The sequence below is a fragment of the Pseudazoarcus sp. NS34 genome (assembly GCF_059703725.1).
Window position 1 is genome coordinate 574,202 of sequence record NZ_BAAKIZ010000002.1, and the last position, 14,091, is coordinate 588,292.

At 63.4% G+C, this 14,091-nt stretch carries 14 protein-coding genes; 1 reads left to right on the plus strand and 13 read right to left on the minus strand.

The window, feature by feature from the left end; translation table 11 throughout:
- Nucleotides 1–15: 15 nt before the first annotated feature.
- The 13 genes from AC6H0N_RS09205 to AC6H0N_RS09265 form a co-directional block, all read right to left on the minus strand.
- On the minus strand, nt 16–591 hold the full coding sequence (locus AC6H0N_RS09205; protein ID WP_497573794.1) for an aminodeoxychorismate/anthranilate synthase component II: 576 nt from the start codon (nt 589–591) through the stop codon (nt 16–18).
- Between the two features lie 175 nt (nt 592–766).
- On the minus strand, nt 767–1,948 hold the full coding sequence (locus AC6H0N_RS09210) for a hypothetical protein (protein WP_497573795.1): 1,182 nt from the start codon (nt 1,946–1,948) through the stop codon (nt 767–769).
- Between the two features lie 32 nt (nt 1,949–1,980).
- Nucleotides 1,981–2,811, minus strand: coding sequence for a hypothetical protein (locus tag AC6H0N_RS09215; RefSeq protein ID WP_497573796.1), 831 nt, complete (start codon nt 2,809–2,811; stop codon nt 1,981–1,983).
- Complete coding sequence (locus AC6H0N_RS09220) at nt 2,808–3,626, minus strand: beta-keto acid cleavage family enzyme (protein WP_497573797.1); 819 nt, start codon at nt 3,624–3,626, stop codon at nt 2,808–2,810. The genes AC6H0N_RS09215 and AC6H0N_RS09220 overlap by 4 nt, the downstream gene beginning before the upstream one ends.
- The gene (locus tag AC6H0N_RS09225; protein WP_497573798.1) at nt 3,623–5,026 is read right to left on the minus strand and encodes an aspartate aminotransferase family protein; all 1,404 of its coding nucleotides are present in this window, start codon (nt 5,024–5,026) and stop codon (nt 3,623–3,625) included. The genes AC6H0N_RS09220 and AC6H0N_RS09225 overlap by 4 nt, the downstream gene beginning before the upstream one ends.
- 2 nt (nt 5,027–5,028) lie before the next feature.
- Nucleotides 5,029–6,516, minus strand: a complete 1,488-nt coding sequence (trpE, locus tag AC6H0N_RS09230; RefSeq protein ID WP_497573799.1) for an anthranilate synthase component I — start codon at nt 6,514–6,516, stop codon at nt 5,029–5,031.
- Nucleotides 6,517–6,715: 199 nt separating this feature from the next.
- Nucleotides 6,716–7,387: a phosphoglycolate phosphatase gene (locus AC6H0N_RS09235; RefSeq protein ID WP_497573800.1), complete on the minus strand. Its 672-nt coding sequence runs from the start codon at nt 7,385–7,387 to the stop codon at nt 6,716–6,718.
- Nucleotides 7,387–8,076 carry a ribulose-phosphate 3-epimerase gene (gene rpe, locus AC6H0N_RS09240; RefSeq protein ID WP_497573801.1) on the minus strand — a complete coding sequence of 230 codons (690 nt, stop codon included), beginning with the start codon at nt 8,074–8,076 and terminating at the stop codon, nt 7,387–7,389. Before rpe ends, AC6H0N_RS09235 begins: the two co-directional genes overlap by 1 nt.
- 61 nt (nt 8,077–8,137) lie before the next feature.
- On the minus strand, nt 8,138–8,902 hold the full coding sequence (locus AC6H0N_RS09245) for an MBL fold metallo-hydrolase (protein ID WP_497573802.1): 765 nt from the start codon (nt 8,900–8,902) through the stop codon (nt 8,138–8,140).
- A gap of 36 nt (nt 8,903–8,938) precedes the next feature.
- A complete protein-coding gene (locus tag AC6H0N_RS09250) occupies nt 8,939–9,592 on the minus strand; it encodes an FHA domain-containing protein (RefSeq protein ID WP_497573803.1) in 654 nt (217 codons plus the stop codon).
- Nucleotides 9,593–9,725: 133 nt separating this feature from the next.
- Nucleotides 9,726–10,619: a succinate--CoA ligase subunit alpha gene (gene sucD, locus AC6H0N_RS09255; RefSeq protein ID WP_497573804.1), complete on the minus strand. Its 894-nt coding sequence runs from the start codon at nt 10,617–10,619 to the stop codon at nt 9,726–9,728.
- A 12-nt stretch (nt 10,620–10,631) separates the two neighbouring features.
- On the minus strand, nt 10,632–11,792 hold the full coding sequence (gene sucC / locus AC6H0N_RS09260) for an ADP-forming succinate--CoA ligase subunit beta (RefSeq protein WP_497573805.1): 1,161 nt from the start codon (nt 11,790–11,792) through the stop codon (nt 10,632–10,634).
- Between the two features lie 259 nt (nt 11,793–12,051).
- Nucleotides 12,052–12,801 carry a Nif3-like dinuclear metal center hexameric protein gene (locus AC6H0N_RS09265; protein ID WP_497573806.1) on the minus strand — a complete coding sequence of 250 codons (750 nt, stop codon included), beginning with the start codon at nt 12,799–12,801 and terminating at the stop codon, nt 12,052–12,054.
- A 95-nt stretch (nt 12,802–12,896) separates the two neighbouring features.
- On the opposite strand from AC6H0N_RS09265, the gene AC6H0N_RS09270 reads away from it, so the two are divergent.
- Nucleotides 12,897–14,072 (plus strand): Do family serine endopeptidase, encoded by a 1,176-nt coding sequence (locus AC6H0N_RS09270; protein ID WP_497573807.1) that lies wholly within the window; start codon nt 12,897–12,899, stop codon nt 14,070–14,072.
- The last annotated feature ends 19 nt before the right edge of the window (nt 14,073–14,091 follow it).

The following is a 14,091-nucleotide window of genomic DNA, read 5'->3' on the forward strand; positions in this document are numbered from 1 at the left end:
CAGTCCTTCAAACAATCAGGCCGGGACGTGTTCGTCCAGAAAATTCTTGAGCAGTCCGTGACCGCCCTCGGTCAGGATCGATTCGGGGTGGAACTGCACGCCTTCCACCGCCAGCGTCTTATGACGCACGCCCATGATCTCGCCGTCGTCGGTCCAGGCCGTGATCTCCAGGCAGTCAGGCAGGCTCTCGCGCTCGATCGCCAGCGAGTGATAGCGCGTGCAGGTCAGCGGGTTGGGCAAGCCTCGGAATACGCCAACATTGTTGTGATGCACCGGCGACGTCTTGCCGTGCATGAGCTTCTTGGCATGCACGATCTTCCCGCCAAACGCCGCGCCGATGCCTTGGTGCCCCAAGCACACGCCGAGCAACGGAATTTTGCCCGCGAACTCGCGAATCGCCGCCACTGAAATGCCGGCTTCGGCCGGCGAACACGGCCCCGGCGAGATCACGAGCTGATCGGGTGCGAGCTGCGCAATGCCGGTCAAATCAATCTCGTCATTGCGAAACACGCGCACATCGGCACCGAGCTCGCCGAAGTACTGCACGAGGTTGTAGGTGAAGCTGTCGTAGTTGTCGATCATCAGCAACATGCTGGTCGTACTCCTTCAATTTACTGGCATTCGCCGCCCTAGCTCTCATCCGATAACCGCACTTTCTGGCGGTCAAGGACGATGAAGTCTTGACTGCGAGCCCGCGCCCGAGCGAGCGTGCCGCAGTCGATATTGTCGCCGAGTTCACTGGTGACGCCGACTGAAATCCCCGGCTTCAGACCAAATCGCTGATCGCCGTCGTCAACGCGTCCGCCTGCTCCGCAACTTGATCGACGTCGTTTCCCAAGAGGATTCCGGCGACACGGCTGACATCGCCGTCGGCCTCGGTCCGGTCATACATTCTGAACGGAATGAAGCAGCCGATAGCAATCAGCCCCTCCAGGCGCTGCAGCACAGGGCCCAGCGGAGACGGCAATATGGCACGCCACGACTGCGAGACTCGCGCCCCGATCCGCGCTGTAGCGCTGCCGTGGAACATCACCTGTTCGGTGCTTGCTGCCAAGCGAAAATTCAGGTCGAACACGTAAGGCTTGCCGTCCTGCGTTTCACCGACATCCAGACCACATACGCCCACAAACCCCAGTCTGCGAGCAGCTCGGGCAATGTTCATAGCCACTTCACAAGCTTCGCTGCCAGGCTGGCTCGCCGGGTCGATGAGGCTTCCGGACTGTTTGGCCGGCTCGGAAAAAAGTTGCGTGGCAGCGCCAAGGTAATGCTCGGTGCTCGAGGTCACTGCGATATTCAGGCACCAGCACGCGCGCAAATCAATCTCTTGTTCGACCCTCAGCCCGCTCCAGCCATCAGGGCGCGAATCTAGCCACCCTCTAAGACGAAGGCGCGCAGGCTCATCGGGGCAATGGAAGACATCCGCCCCGCCCCCGCCAACCCCTGGGTGACACAACTTTACGAATACGCTTTGTCCGGGCAGCACGTCGATCAACTCGTCCGCGCGCTCGGGGGTGAGATGGACGTGTGGCGGCAAGCAATCCGGATGACAGAGCGCGTTGATGTTGCTCTTGTCGTTCAGCCAGTCGTACAGCGAGACGGGCACTACCGGATCACAGCGCTCCAGAATCACCCTCGACGGGGGATAGGTGTAAGCCAAGCGATAGCCCCCGAGCGCCAACTCGCGCGCACGAACCACCGCTTCATCCGCCGTGCGATACGTCAGCAAGTCACCCTGCGGATCGATTCCAGCCAGAAGCTGCATCCGCCGAATTTCCGGCGTAACCGCATTCTCATGACAGATCACCGGCGCTGCCCCACGGATGGAAAGGACCGAACCGGACACCGAATCGATACGGCGATCGTCAAAACCATCCACCCACCGCATGGTGCTTGTCTCAGCCTTCAGGCACAGCGCAGTACGCGCCGGGAAGATGGCAGACAGCGTCATGCACGGTGCCAGGTGGGAGAGTTTTCGCGCGCTCACCGAAGGTAGCTCCGAAAGGCATCGCCAATAGCCATCAAACGCGGCCCCGGAGCCTTGCTGGCCACAGTCGGGGTTTTGTTGGCGTCGATCAGCACCGCACGGCCATCCACTTCGACGTAATCAAATTTGCCCAGGTCCATGTCCATCGTGCTTCGCAGATCGCGCAAGGATTGCGGCACTTCAGCAAGAACCTCATGACCCATCACATTGCCGGCCTTCACCACAGGCTTGGAACCCCGCATCTTCACGACGTAGTCCTGGTCGCCGAAAAACAGCCACGAGCGGAGGATGTAGTTCCCTTCCTCAATCTCGGGCATAAACCGCTCGACCACCAGATCGCCGCGCGCCCATACCCAGGCCGGCACCGCGCTCAGGCTGTCGAGCACAGGATAGGTGCCACTCGGCAGCTCGCGCATGTACTGCCACGGCAGGTACTTCGCCAGCTTGCGGCGCGTGCGGCGTGAATCGAAGCGCGACAGCTGGGAAAACTCGCGGGAGCCGAAACAGTTCGCATCCGTCTTGACGATCACGGGGCCACCGTGGTCGCACTCGGGCGTGAGCAGGTTGTTGCTGATACGCCTTTTGGAGATATCCCGCACGTTCTCGTTGAGCAGCGGCCTGCCCTGCGGGTTGAGCGGGATGCATTCGAGCGGCACGTTGGTCAGATCGACATGCATGATGCCTATGTCGGCCTCAAGCTGAGCCGTTGGGCCGATGGTCACGCGTACGCCACTCTCCACCCAGGCTCGCGCCCAATGCCCCAGCAGGCTCCGGCGTGGCAGCGGGCCCTCCGCTTCGGTCACGATGTGCACATGCAACTTGCTCAAACGACGCAGCCGAAAGCGCGCCGGACTTCGTCCGGCGTGGCGACGGCGACGCCGAGGGTATCGAGCACCCCCGCCAAACGCCCGACTTGTTCGGCGTTGTCCGAGAGCGGCTGGCCGTGCGCGGAAACGATGTTGTTCTCGAAGCCGACACGGCAATGCCCGCCGGCTAGCGCAGCCTGCACATTGCAGGCCAGCTCGGGCGGGCCGAAGGCGCACAGGCCCCAGGGCCAGCTCGCGGGCAGCTCGGGCAGGTACGCCAGGATGTCGGCCGGGCGGCTGACGCTGCCGCTGTAACGGCCCAGCACCAGTAGCAAAAACGGCTGCGCCTGAGGCAGCCAGCCACGCGTGTGCCAGTCGCGCAAGGTGGCCAGCTCGGCGTGGTTGTAGACGATGTACTGCGGAACGGTGCCGAGTGCATGCAATTCGTCGAGGAAGTCTCGCGCGGCTGCGCTTTCCGTTTCAGAACCCTCACCGAGCAATTCGGAGAGGTTCACCGACATCATCTCGGGCGCGAGTTCGCATCCCACCCGCATCATGTCGGCCGGCGCGAACACGCCGACGCGCTCAGTCGTGGGCTGGATCACCAGGTCGCAGACCTCGCGCACGGCGGCGGTGGCCTCGCGGTACAGGCCCACATCCAGGCTGTGGCGGGCGTCCGCGCCCCTCACATGCAGATGGAGAATCGCGGCCCCGGCCTCGCGGCAAGCGCGCGCCTCGGCGGCAATCTCGGCCGGCGTCAGCGGAATGGCATGGTGGTCGACCTTGCCGCGCCGCGCACCGTTGGGCGCGACGGTGATCGAGACCGGCATGTTCATGCGCCCACCTTCGGTACGAGCTGCGCCACGGTGGCGTCAATGGACTGCACCAGCAGTTCGACTAGGCGGCCGAGCTGGGCGCGGGTAATGACAAACGGCGGCGCGATCAGCGTGTGGTCGCCGCGCCGGCCGTCGATGGTGCCGCCCATCGGGTAGATCACCAGCCCCTTGCGGAAAGCGGTTTCGCGCAGCACGCGGTGGAAGGCCAGTTCGGGCTCGAACGGCGTTCTGCTGTCCCGGTCAGCGACGAACTCGATGCCGACAAACAGCCCGCGCCCGCGTATGTCGCCGACGTTCGGGTGCTCGCCCAGCGCCTCGCGCAAGCGTTCGAGCAGCTCCTCGCCAAGGCGGCGGCTGCGCTCAATCAACTTGTTCTCATCGATGTACTTGATCACCGCAACACCAGCCGCAGCCGCCAGGGGGTGGCCCATGTAGGTATGGCCGTGCTGGAAGATGTGGCGGCGGCTGCTGAAGGTATCAACGATGCGGTCGTGCACCAGTGTCGCGCCGATCGGCACAAAGCCGGCAGCCAGCCCCTTGGCCAGACACAACATGTCCGGCACCACGCCGAACTGACGAATGGCGTACCACGAGCCGCAACGCCCGAGGCCGGTCATCACCTCGTCGGCGATGAACAGCACGTCGTATTTGTCGCAGATCTCGCGCACCCGGCGAAAGTAGTCCGGATGCGGCACCAGCGCGCCGGCGGTGGCGCCGACGATAGGCTCGGCGATGAAGGCCGCAACCTTCTCGGGGCCGGCTTCGAGGATGGCGCGTTCGAGATCTTCGGCGCACTCGATGCCACAGGATTCGGGCTGCTTGTCGAACGGGCAGCGGTAGCAGAAACACGGGGCGACACGCGGCGCCTTGAACAGCATGGGCTCGTAGATCGCCCTTCTCCAGCGGTTGCCACCAGCCGCCAGCGCACCCAGCGTGTTGCCGTGGTAGCTCTGGTCGCGGCCGATCACCATCCACTTGTCGGGCCGGCCCATCTGCACCCAATAGGCGCGCGCGAGCTTCATCGCCGACTCGACCGCCTCCGAGCCGCCCGACACGAAATAGGCGTGGTTCAGCCCGCCCGGCGCGCGGTCGGTGAGCATCTTGGCAAGCTCTTCCTGCGCAGGGTTGGTGAACTGGCTGGTGTGGGCGAACTCGACCTGGTCGAGCTGCGCCTTCATCGCCGCGACCACTTCCGGCACGGAATGGCCGAGCGACGACACCACGGCGCCGCCACAAGCGTCGAGATAGCGCTTGCCATGCTCGTCGAACAGGTAGGCGCCATCCCCGCGCACCACGGTCGGGTAATAGCTGAACGGGTTGCGGTAAAAGACGTGGGTATCGTCGTTCACCTCCGGTTCAAAGGAGGCGCCCTTGCGTCTGCGCTGTGCCGGTTCGACCATGCTCAGTCCGTCCGCGTGTCGAGTCCCGCCTCGGCCATTTCGGCCGCCCGGAGCATGGCTCGCGCCTTGCTCTGCGTTTCTTGCCATTCGGCATCAGGATCCGAATCGGCAACGATGCCGGCACCGGCCTGCACGTGAATGTTGCCGTCCTTGACCACTGCCGTACGGATTGCGATGGCGATGTCCATCTCACCGTGAAAACCGAGATAGCCGACGGAGCCGGAATAGATGCCGCGCTTGACCGGCTCCATCTCGTCGATGATCTCCATCGCGCGCACCTTGGGCGCGCCGGACACCGTGCCAGCCGGAAAGGTGGCGCGCAGCACCGCCATGGCATCCAGACCCTTGCGCAGACGGCCTTCGACGTTGGAGACGATGTGCATTACGTGCGAATAGCGCTCGATGGTGAAACTCTCGGTGACCTTGACCGTGCCGATCTCGGCCACACGGCCCGCGTCGTTGCGGCCCAGGTCGAGCAACTGCAGGTGCTCGGCGAGTTCCTTCTGGTCGGCCAGAAGCTCGCGCTCCAGCGCCAGATCCTGCTCGGGCGTGACGCCGCGCTTGCGCGTGCCGGCGATGGGACGCACGGTGACACGACGATCACCGGTCTCGTCGTCGAGCCGCACCAGAATCTCGGGCGATGCGCCAACGACGTGAAAATCGCCAAAGTCGAAATAGAACATGTAGGGCGACGGATTGAGCGAGCGGATCGCGCGGTACAGCGCCAGCGGGCTGGCCGCAAAAGGCTTGCTCATGCGCTGCGACAGCACGACCTGCATGATGTCGCCATCGACGATGTACTGCTTGGCGCGACGCACGGCATCCTTGAAGCCTTCTTCGCCAAAGCTCGAAACCGCCGGCGTAGACTCCCCGCGCACGTCGGCCGGAATCGCGGCCGGTTCACGCAAGCGCACGACGAGTTGCGCCAGCCGGGTCTGCGCGGCGGCGTAGGCCCCCTCCACCGACGGATCGGCATACACGACCAGCGTGAGCTTGCCGGAGAGATTGTCGACGATGGCGATTTCCTCGGACAACAGCAGCACGATGTCGGGTGTGCCAAGCGCATCCGGCGCGCGGCTGGGGCCCAGGCGCGGCTCGATGTAGCGCACCGTGTCGTAGCCGAAACAGCCCACCAGCCCGCCCGCAAAACGCGGCAGACCGTCGCGCGGCGGCACCCGGATGGCAGTCATGAAATCAGCGATGAAGGCCAGCGGATCGCGGCTCTCTACGGCCTCGACGACGGTCTCGCCGTCGATCACCTTGACGGCGTTCTCGCGCACTTCGATGCGTGTATTGGCCGCCAGGCCGATGATGGAATAGCGGCCGAAACGCTCACCGCCCTGCACGGACTCGAGCAGATAGGTGCGCGGCGCGTTGGCCAGTTTCAGGTAGATCGACAGCGGCGTGTCGAGGTCGGCGAAGGTCTCGAGCGTGACCGGGATACGGTTGTAACCCTCGGTGGCGAGACGGTTGAATTCCTGCTCAAGCATGGGGACTCCACAAGCACGTTGGTACGGGTACGGGGTGGCGGGCGCGGGCCCGCAGAAGACGCGTCAGTTCAGTGGCCGGCAGGCCAGCGCCAGCACCACCGGCTGCCGTTGCCGGTCGCGCGGAGCACGTCATTCCCGTAAAGATCCCGTTGGCTGAGAGTCACGATGTAAGAATCGATATGTGATCGGAAATCCGCCGCTATGCGCGCTGGATGCGGGCAAGCGCGTCGGATGCGCTCGATAGTAGCCCATCGCATTCAATGGTGTCCACCGGCACTCCCTCGCTATAGCCATAGGTTACGAGCAGCACTGGCAGGCCTGCCGCGCGTGCCGCGGCGGCGTCGTTGACGGAGTCGCCAACCATCAGCGCGTGCTGCGCGCCGAGCAGCTCACAGGCATGCCGCAGCATGGCCGGATCGGGCTTCTTCACCGGCAGCGTATCGCCGCTCACCACAGCATCGAAATAGCGCGTGAGATCGAGCTTGTCGAGCAGCGGCAGCGTGAAGGCTTCGGCCTTGTTGGTGACGCAGGCGAGCTTCAGCCCCATCGCGCGCATCTGCGTGAGCGTGTCGTGCACGGCCGGATACACGACAGCGTGCTGACCGTTGAGGCCGGCGTAGTGGCGACGAAACACCGCAATTGCGGCCTCGATCTCGGCCTGATTAGCCTGTGCGCCTTCGGTCATGCAGCGCGTCACCAGGTTGGGGATGCCCTTGCCGACGAAACGGCGGATCTGGGCAATGTCGCGCTGCGGGCGATCGAGTTCGGCCAGCATGCGATTGGCCGAATTCGCGATGTCCGGCAGCGAATCGACCAGCGTGCCGTCGAGATCGAACAGCACGGCATCGACAGCGAACTTCACCCCGCTCATCAGGCCTTGGCCAGTTCGGCACGCAGCCCTGAGATCACGCTGTCGTAGCGGTTCGGATCGGCCGCCGATGCGGCGCCGAACACGGCTGATCCGGCAACGAAGGTATCGGCCCCGGCCCGGGCAATCTCGGCGATGTTGTCGGTCTTCACGCCGCCATCGACTTCCAGCAGGATGCGCCGGCCGCTCTCGCGCTCGTAGGCATCGAGCCGCGCTCGTGTTTCGCGCAGTTTGGCGAGCGTTCCGGGGATGAATTTCTGCCCGCCGAAGCCGGGGTTCACGCTCATCAGCAGCACGATGTCGACGCGGTCCATGACGTGGTCGAGATAGTGCAGCGGCGTGGCCGGATTGAAGACCAGGCCGGCCTGGCAGCCGTGGTCGCGGATCAGTGCGAGGCTGCGGTCAACGTGATCAGACGCTTCCGGATGAAAGGTGATGACGTTGGCGCCCGCCTTGGCGAAATCCGGAATGATGCGATCGACCGGGCGAACCATCAGATGCACGTCGATCGGCGCGGTGGTATGCGGACGAATGGCCTCACACACCAGCGGGCCGATGGTGAGATTCGGCACGTAGTGGTTGTCCATCACGTCGAAGTGAATCCAGTCGGCGCCGGATGCGACGACGTCGCGGACCTCTTCGCCCAGACGCGCGAAATCGGCGGAAAGAAGGCTGGGTGCGATGCGGAACATCTGTGAATTCCTCGGTTCCCTGGAGAGCCGCGATTCTACCGCATCCCTCGCCCGACCCGACTCAGAACTCCAGCACGTCTCCACGCTGCAGGACCTTTGGCCGCAAACGCCCGGCGCCGACGTCGATCTGCCCCGCAATGCGCGATTCGAGCCCCGGCTTGAGATGGCTAACGTGTACCTGCGGATTCCCTTCGACCGCATCCAGCAGGCGTCGCAGCGACTGCGGACACAAGTGACTGGAGTCACGTGCAAGCTGATGCTGTTCGTCGGCAAACGCGGTTTCAACCAGCAGGTGATTCACCGGCCCCAGCGCGTTGAGTGCAGCGACGAAGCCATATTCAAACCGCGTGTCGCCGCTGAACACCAACCTGCCGCCTCCGCTGTCCAGACACCAGGCCAGGGCGGGCACGCTATGGAAGGCAGGCAATGCCGTCAGGCGCCGCGCGCCGATGCTGATGCACGCCCCCACAGCCACCTCTCGCAGAGTCAAGACGGGAGCGTGACGTGGCAAGGCAGTGAAATCAGGCCACATCGTTCCGTTGAAGACGTGCGTTCTCAAAGCCTCCAGGGTGCCTGCGAGGCCGTGCACGATAATCGGGGAACGGCGCAGTTCGGAAACCGAATCCGCCAGCAGGGGCAGGAAGGCAACGTGGTCGAAATGCGCGTGAGTCAGAAATACGTGATCGATACGCGCAAGCGCATCCAGCGACAGATCACCAACACCGGTGCCGCAATCGAGCAGGATATCGTCGTCAATCAGAAACGACGTGGTGCGGCGTGCATCGCCACCGATCCCGCCACTGCAACCGAGCACCTCCAGTTTCATGATCTCTCCGGCCCGTCGCTTCGCGAACGGGAAACCCTAGTCGCGAAGCTCGAACTCCATCCGTACCCCTGACAACTCGAACACAGCCTTGTCGATGAGTTCGAGCCCTTCCTCGCGAATCACCTCGCCGTTGACGGCCGGGCGCTCTCCTTCCACGGCAACCAGACAGAAACCCTCGGGCTTGCGAACGATCGCGACCACTTGCCCACCCGGGCTGCCGAGCATGGTGCGCGGCTTCGACAGCGACACTTCGCGCCCGGCATGCGGGCCGCTGACCACCTTCACCACGGCATTGCGCGGCTTCTCCGGAGGCGGCTTCGGCGGAGCTTCCCGCTCACCGAGCGGAACCACCGCGGAGGCGCGCAAGCGCTTCGCATCTTCGTCCTGCGACATCTTGGCAGCAATGAATTTCAGACGATACTTGCCCAGATCAATCACGTCACCGTCCGACAGCGCCCTGCGTGTGACAGGTTTGCCATTCACGTTCGTTCCGTTGGTGCTGTCGAGGTCCTCAAGGAAGGAATCGCCAAGAATGGTGGTGATGCGGGCGTGCTCACCACTGATGGCGAGATCCTCGATCTGGATCTCGTTGGTGCCCTTGCGGCCGATGTTGATGCGCTCACGATCGAGCACCATCTCGCGCAGTACAAGGCCGTCCATGCTGAGGATGAGTCGCGGAACGATGGTCATCGGATTCGCGCAGAAAGCGTGAAGTATTTCATGGAGGGAATTCTATCCGCATCGGCGTCGCGACCGGCAACCCGGCCGTAAACAAAAAAAGCGCCGGACGAGGCCGGCGCTTTCGATGCTGGACGCTTGAAGCTTACAGCAGCGACTTCAGCAGCTTGCCCATGACGGACGGATCACGCGTGATCTTGAAGCCGGACTCTTCCATGATTGCCAGCTTGGCGTCGGCGGTGTCTTCGCCGCCCGAGATCAGCGCGCCAGCGTGGCCCATGCGCTTGCCTGCGGGTGCGGTAACACCGGCGATGAAGCCAACCACCGGCTTCTTCATGTTGTCCTTGCACCAACGGGCTGCAGTCGCCTCGTCCGGACCACCGATCTCGCCGATCATGATGACGGCGTCGGTTTCGGGGTCGTCGTTGAACATCTGCATGACGTCGATGTGCTTGAGACCGTTGATCGGGTCACCACCGATGTTGACCACGGTGGACTGGCCCAGACCGACGTCGGACAGCTGCGACGCGGATTCATAGGTCAGCGTGCCCGAACGCGACACGACACCGATGCGGCCCTTCTTGTGGATGTGGCCCGGCATGATGCCGATCTTGAGCTCTTCCGGCGTGATGACGCCAGAGCAGTTCGGCCCGATCAGCAGCGTACGCTTGCCACCGGCGGCTTCCTTGGCGCGCATCTTGTTGCGCAGTTGCAGCATGTCGCGCACCGGGATGCCTTCGGTAATGCAGATCACCAGATCGAGGTCAGCGTCGACGGCTTCTTCGATGGCGGCCGCAGCGCCTGCCGGCGGCACGTAGATCACCGAGGCAGTAGCGCCGGTGGCGGACTTGGCGTCGACCACGGTAGCGAAAATGGGCACATCCATCAGCGACTCACCGGCTTTCTTCGGGTTCACGCCGGCAACAAAGCAATTCTTGCCGTTCGCGTACTCGATGCACTTCTCGGTGTGGAACTGACCGGTCTTGCCGGTCATGCCCTGAGTGATGACCTTGGTGTCCTTGTTGATGAGAATCGACATTCGGGGTCTCCCTTACTTGACCGCAGCAACGATCTGGGTGGCGGCGTCAGCCATGGTGTCGGCCGTGATGATCGGCAGGCCGGATTCAGCCAGGATCTTCTTGCCGAGTTCTTCGTTCGTGCCCTTCATGCGCACGACCAGCGGCACGCTGAGTTTGACCTCGCGCGCGGCGGTAACCACGCCATTGGCGATGGTGTCGCAGCGCATGATGCCGCCGAAGATGTTCACCAGGATGCCCTTGACCTTCGGGTTCTTGAGCATGATGGTGAAGGCCGCCGTGACCTTCTCGGTGGTCGCGCCACCGCCAACGTCCAGGAAGTTGGCCGGCTCGCCGCCGAACAGCTTGATGGTGTCCATGGTGGCCATGGCCAGACCGGCGCCGTTCACCATGCAGCCGATGTCGCCATCGAGGCTGATGTAGGCCAGGTCGTACTTGGAGGCTTCGATTTCCTGCTCGTCTTCCTCGTCGGTGTCGCGGTAGGCCACGATGTCTTCGTGACGGAACAGCGCGTTGGAGTCGAAGTCGAACTTGGCATCGAGCGCCTTGACCGTGCCGTTGCCCTCGCGGATCAGCGGGTTGATCTCGGCCAGCGAAGCATCGGTGTCCATGTAGCAGGTGTACAGCTTCTTGAACGCATCGATGGCGTTGGCACGGGCTTCCGCCGGCATGCCGATGCCGTCGGCGAGTTCGCCGGCTTGCGCTTCGGTCAGGCCCTGCAACGGATCAACGAAGACCTTGATGATCTTTTCCGGGGTCTTCTCGGCCACTTCCTCAATGTCCATGCCGCCCTCGGAAGAGGCCATCAGGACAACCTTCTGCGAGGCGCGGTCGGTCAGCGCTGCAACGTAGTATTCGTGCTGGATGTCGGCACCTTCCTCGACCATCAGACGACGAACCTTCTGGCCTTCGGGGCCGGTCTGGTGCGTGACGAGCTGCATGCCGAGAATGGAATCCGCGTGGCTGCGCACTTCGTCGAGTGACTTGGCGAGCTTGACGCCACCGCCCTTGCCGCGCCCGCCGGCGTGGATCTGAGCCTTGACGACCCAGATCTTGCCGCCAAGCTGCTCGGCAGCTTTCACGGCTTCATCGACGGAGAAACACGGAACGCCTTTCGGCGTGACGATACCGAACTTCCTCAGAACTTCTTTTGCCTGGTACTCATGAATTTTCATGGTTGCCCTTCGATCGAAGTTGCGGCCTCTGCCGGGCCGCGAACAGTTGATGGGACGATTCAAATTTTTGAATGTTTGGCGGACGATGTCTGTCTGGTGCCGACACCCTCCAGGGGATTCGCCTGATGGGCCAACCCGATCTCGCGCATGCCCCCCGGTCGGGAACACTGATGCCAAGAACCGCGCAGTATAACTTGTTGTTGCCTTGTGGAAATCCCGTATACGAGTTTGCGCGGTGCACCATCAGACCGGCACCAGCTCACACCGGATTGTCGATATCCACGAAGTCCGCTCTGAGCCCCAGTTCGCGTTGCAGATACTCACCCAACGCGCGGATGCCGTAACGCTCTGTGGCGTGATGGCCGGCGGCTATGTAGGGCACGCCAGATTCGCGCGCGAGATGCACGGTCGGCTCGGATATCTCGCCGGATACGAAGACATCCGCCCCTGCCGAGATGGCCTGCTCGAAATAGCCCTGCGCAGCGCCGGTGCACCACGCGACCCGACGTACTTCGCGCGAGCCGTCGCCAACCAATTGCGCTTCACGCCCGAGCGCTGCAGCAAGGTCAGCCGCAACATCAAAGGCCGTGCCCTCACCCTTCGGCGTTCCGGTCCAGCCCAACCGCTGCTCTCCGAACCGCGCAGAGCCGGGCGTCCAGCCCGCAACCGCAGCCAGCTGCGCGTTGTTGCCCAACTCGGCATGGGCGTCCAGCGGCAGGTGATACGCAAAAAGGCTGATGTCGTTGCGCAGCAGTGTCGCCAGACGTTGCTTGCGTATGCCAGTCACGCAACCGTCCTCGCCGCGCCAGAAATAGCCGTGGTGCACGAAGACGGCGTCGTAGCCGCCTGTCACCGCAGCATCCAACAAAGCCTGACTGGCGGTGACGCCGCACAGCACGGAAGCCACCTCCGCGCGTCCTTCCACTTGCAATCCGTTTGGGCAATAATCCTTGAAGCTCGACGTATCGAGCAATCCATCCACATATTCCCGCAGTTCGTTCAGTCGCATTCTTCCTCCGCGGCAGCAATCCACCTCCGACGATGATACCGGAGGGCCGCAAGCCTCATAGACTGACGCCCCTGCAACCATCGCGGACCCGCTGCATGCATCGTCTCTGGTTGATCTTCGCTCAGGCTGTCACCGTCGCCGTGGCCGCCCTGTTCGTGCTGAGTACGCTTCGACCGGACTGGCTTGCGCCCGTCTCCGCACACGCCACGGTAGTCACCGTGCGAGAAGCGCTGTACGGCCCTGAAGCGCAGACTTCGGAGTTGGCAGCCTCTTCCTATGCCGACGCTGCAACCCGCTCGATGCCCGCTGTCGTGCATGTCTTCACTCGCAGCGCCGTGCCTACACCGCGCCATCCGCTGCTCGACGACCCCTTGTTTCAGCGCTTCTTCGGCACACCGCCGGACATGTCTCCAAATGAAGAAGCCTCCGGACTGGGGTCAGGCGTAATTGTCAGCCCGGACGGTTTCATCCTGACCAACAACCACGTCATCGAGTCCGCCGATCAGATCGAGGTCGCACTGAATGACGGACGGAAGTTTCCGGCAGAAGTCGTCGGGCGTGACCCGGAATCGGACCTTGCCGTACTGCGTATTCAGGGCGCCGGCGAACTGCGGCCGATCACCTTTGCGCCCAACGAAACCCTGCGTGTCGGCGATACCGTGCTGGCCATAGGCAACCCCTTCGGCGTCGGCCAGACGGTAACCATGGGGATCATCTCGGGTCTGGGCCGCTCTACGCTGGGCATCAACACTTTCGAGAACTACATCCAGACGGACGCAGCGATCAATCCAGGCAACTCCGGCGGCGCTCTGGTCGACAACCAGGGCCGACTGATCGGCATCAACACCGCGATCTATTCCAACTCGGGGGGCTCACTCGGCATCGGCTTCGCGATCCCGGCTTCGCTTGCGCTCGACGTGTTCCGTCAGATCGTGGCCGACGGGCAGGTGACGCGTGGCTGGATCGGCGTCGAGATTCAGGAGGTAAGCGCCGAATTGGCTGACTCCTTCGGCCTGCCGTCGGCCGGCGGGGCACTGATCGCCGGCATTCTGCAGGGCGGCCCAGCCGAACGCAGCGGGCTGCTGCCGGGAGACGTGCTGATACAGGTTGAAGGCCAGCCGATCCGGACCGCGCGCGAAGTGCTGGACACCGTTTCGGCGATGCAGCCGGGGCAGCGCGTGCGCGTGAATCTCTGGCGGGAACGCAAGGAAGTGGAACTGGGCATCGAGATCGGACGACGGCCGACCCCGCAGCACAGCGCGCGCCGCTAAAAGCGCCGCGCGCAGCAGG

What these genes read in the sequence shown, in the direction of transcription:
- AC6H0N_RS09205 (WP_497573794.1), bottom strand. Translation starts at nt 591, where the DNA reads ATGTTGCTGATGATCGACAACTACGACAGCTTCACCTACAACCTCGTG.
- AC6H0N_RS09210 (WP_497573795.1), bottom strand. Translation starts at nt 1,948, where the DNA reads ATGACGCTGTCTGCCATCTTCCCGGCGCGTACTGCGCTGTGCCTGAAG.
- AC6H0N_RS09220 (WP_497573797.1), bottom strand. Translation starts at nt 3,626, where the DNA reads ATGAACATGCCGGTCTCGATCACCGTCGCGCCCAACGGTGCGCGGCGC.
- AC6H0N_RS09225 (WP_497573798.1), bottom strand. Translation starts at nt 5,026, where the DNA reads ATGGTCGAACCGGCACAGCGCAGACGCAAGGGCGCCTCCTTTGAACCG.
- trpE (WP_497573799.1), bottom strand. Translation starts at nt 6,516, where the DNA reads ATGCTTGAGCAGGAATTCAACCGTCTCGCCACCGAGGGTTACAACCGT.
- AC6H0N_RS09235 (WP_497573800.1), bottom strand. Translation starts at nt 7,387, where the DNA reads ATGAGCGGGGTGAAGTTCGCTGTCGATGCCGTGCTGTTCGATCTCGAC.
- rpe (WP_497573801.1), bottom strand. Translation starts at nt 8,076, where the DNA reads ATGTTCCGCATCGCACCCAGCCTTCTTTCCGCCGATTTCGCGCGTCTG.
- AC6H0N_RS09245 (WP_497573802.1), bottom strand. Translation starts at nt 8,902, where the DNA reads ATGAAACTGGAGGTGCTCGGTTGCAGTGGCGGGATCGGTGGCGATGCA.
- AC6H0N_RS09250 (WP_497573803.1), bottom strand. Translation starts at nt 9,592, where the DNA reads ATGACCATCGTTCCGCGACTCATCCTCAGCATGGACGGCCTTGTACTG.
- sucD (WP_497573804.1), bottom strand. Translation starts at nt 10,619, where the DNA reads ATGTCGATTCTCATCAACAAGGACACCAAGGTCATCACTCAGGGCATG.
- sucC (WP_497573805.1), bottom strand. Translation starts at nt 11,792, where the DNA reads ATGAAAATTCATGAGTACCAGGCAAAAGAAGTTCTGAGGAAGTTCGGT.
- AC6H0N_RS09265 (WP_497573806.1), bottom strand. Translation starts at nt 12,801, where the DNA reads ATGCGACTGAACGAACTGCGGGAATATGTGGATGGATTGCTCGATACG.
- AC6H0N_RS09270 (WP_497573807.1), top strand. Translation starts at nt 12,897, where the DNA reads ATGCATCGTCTCTGGTTGATCTTCGCTCAGGCTGTCACCGTCGCCGTG.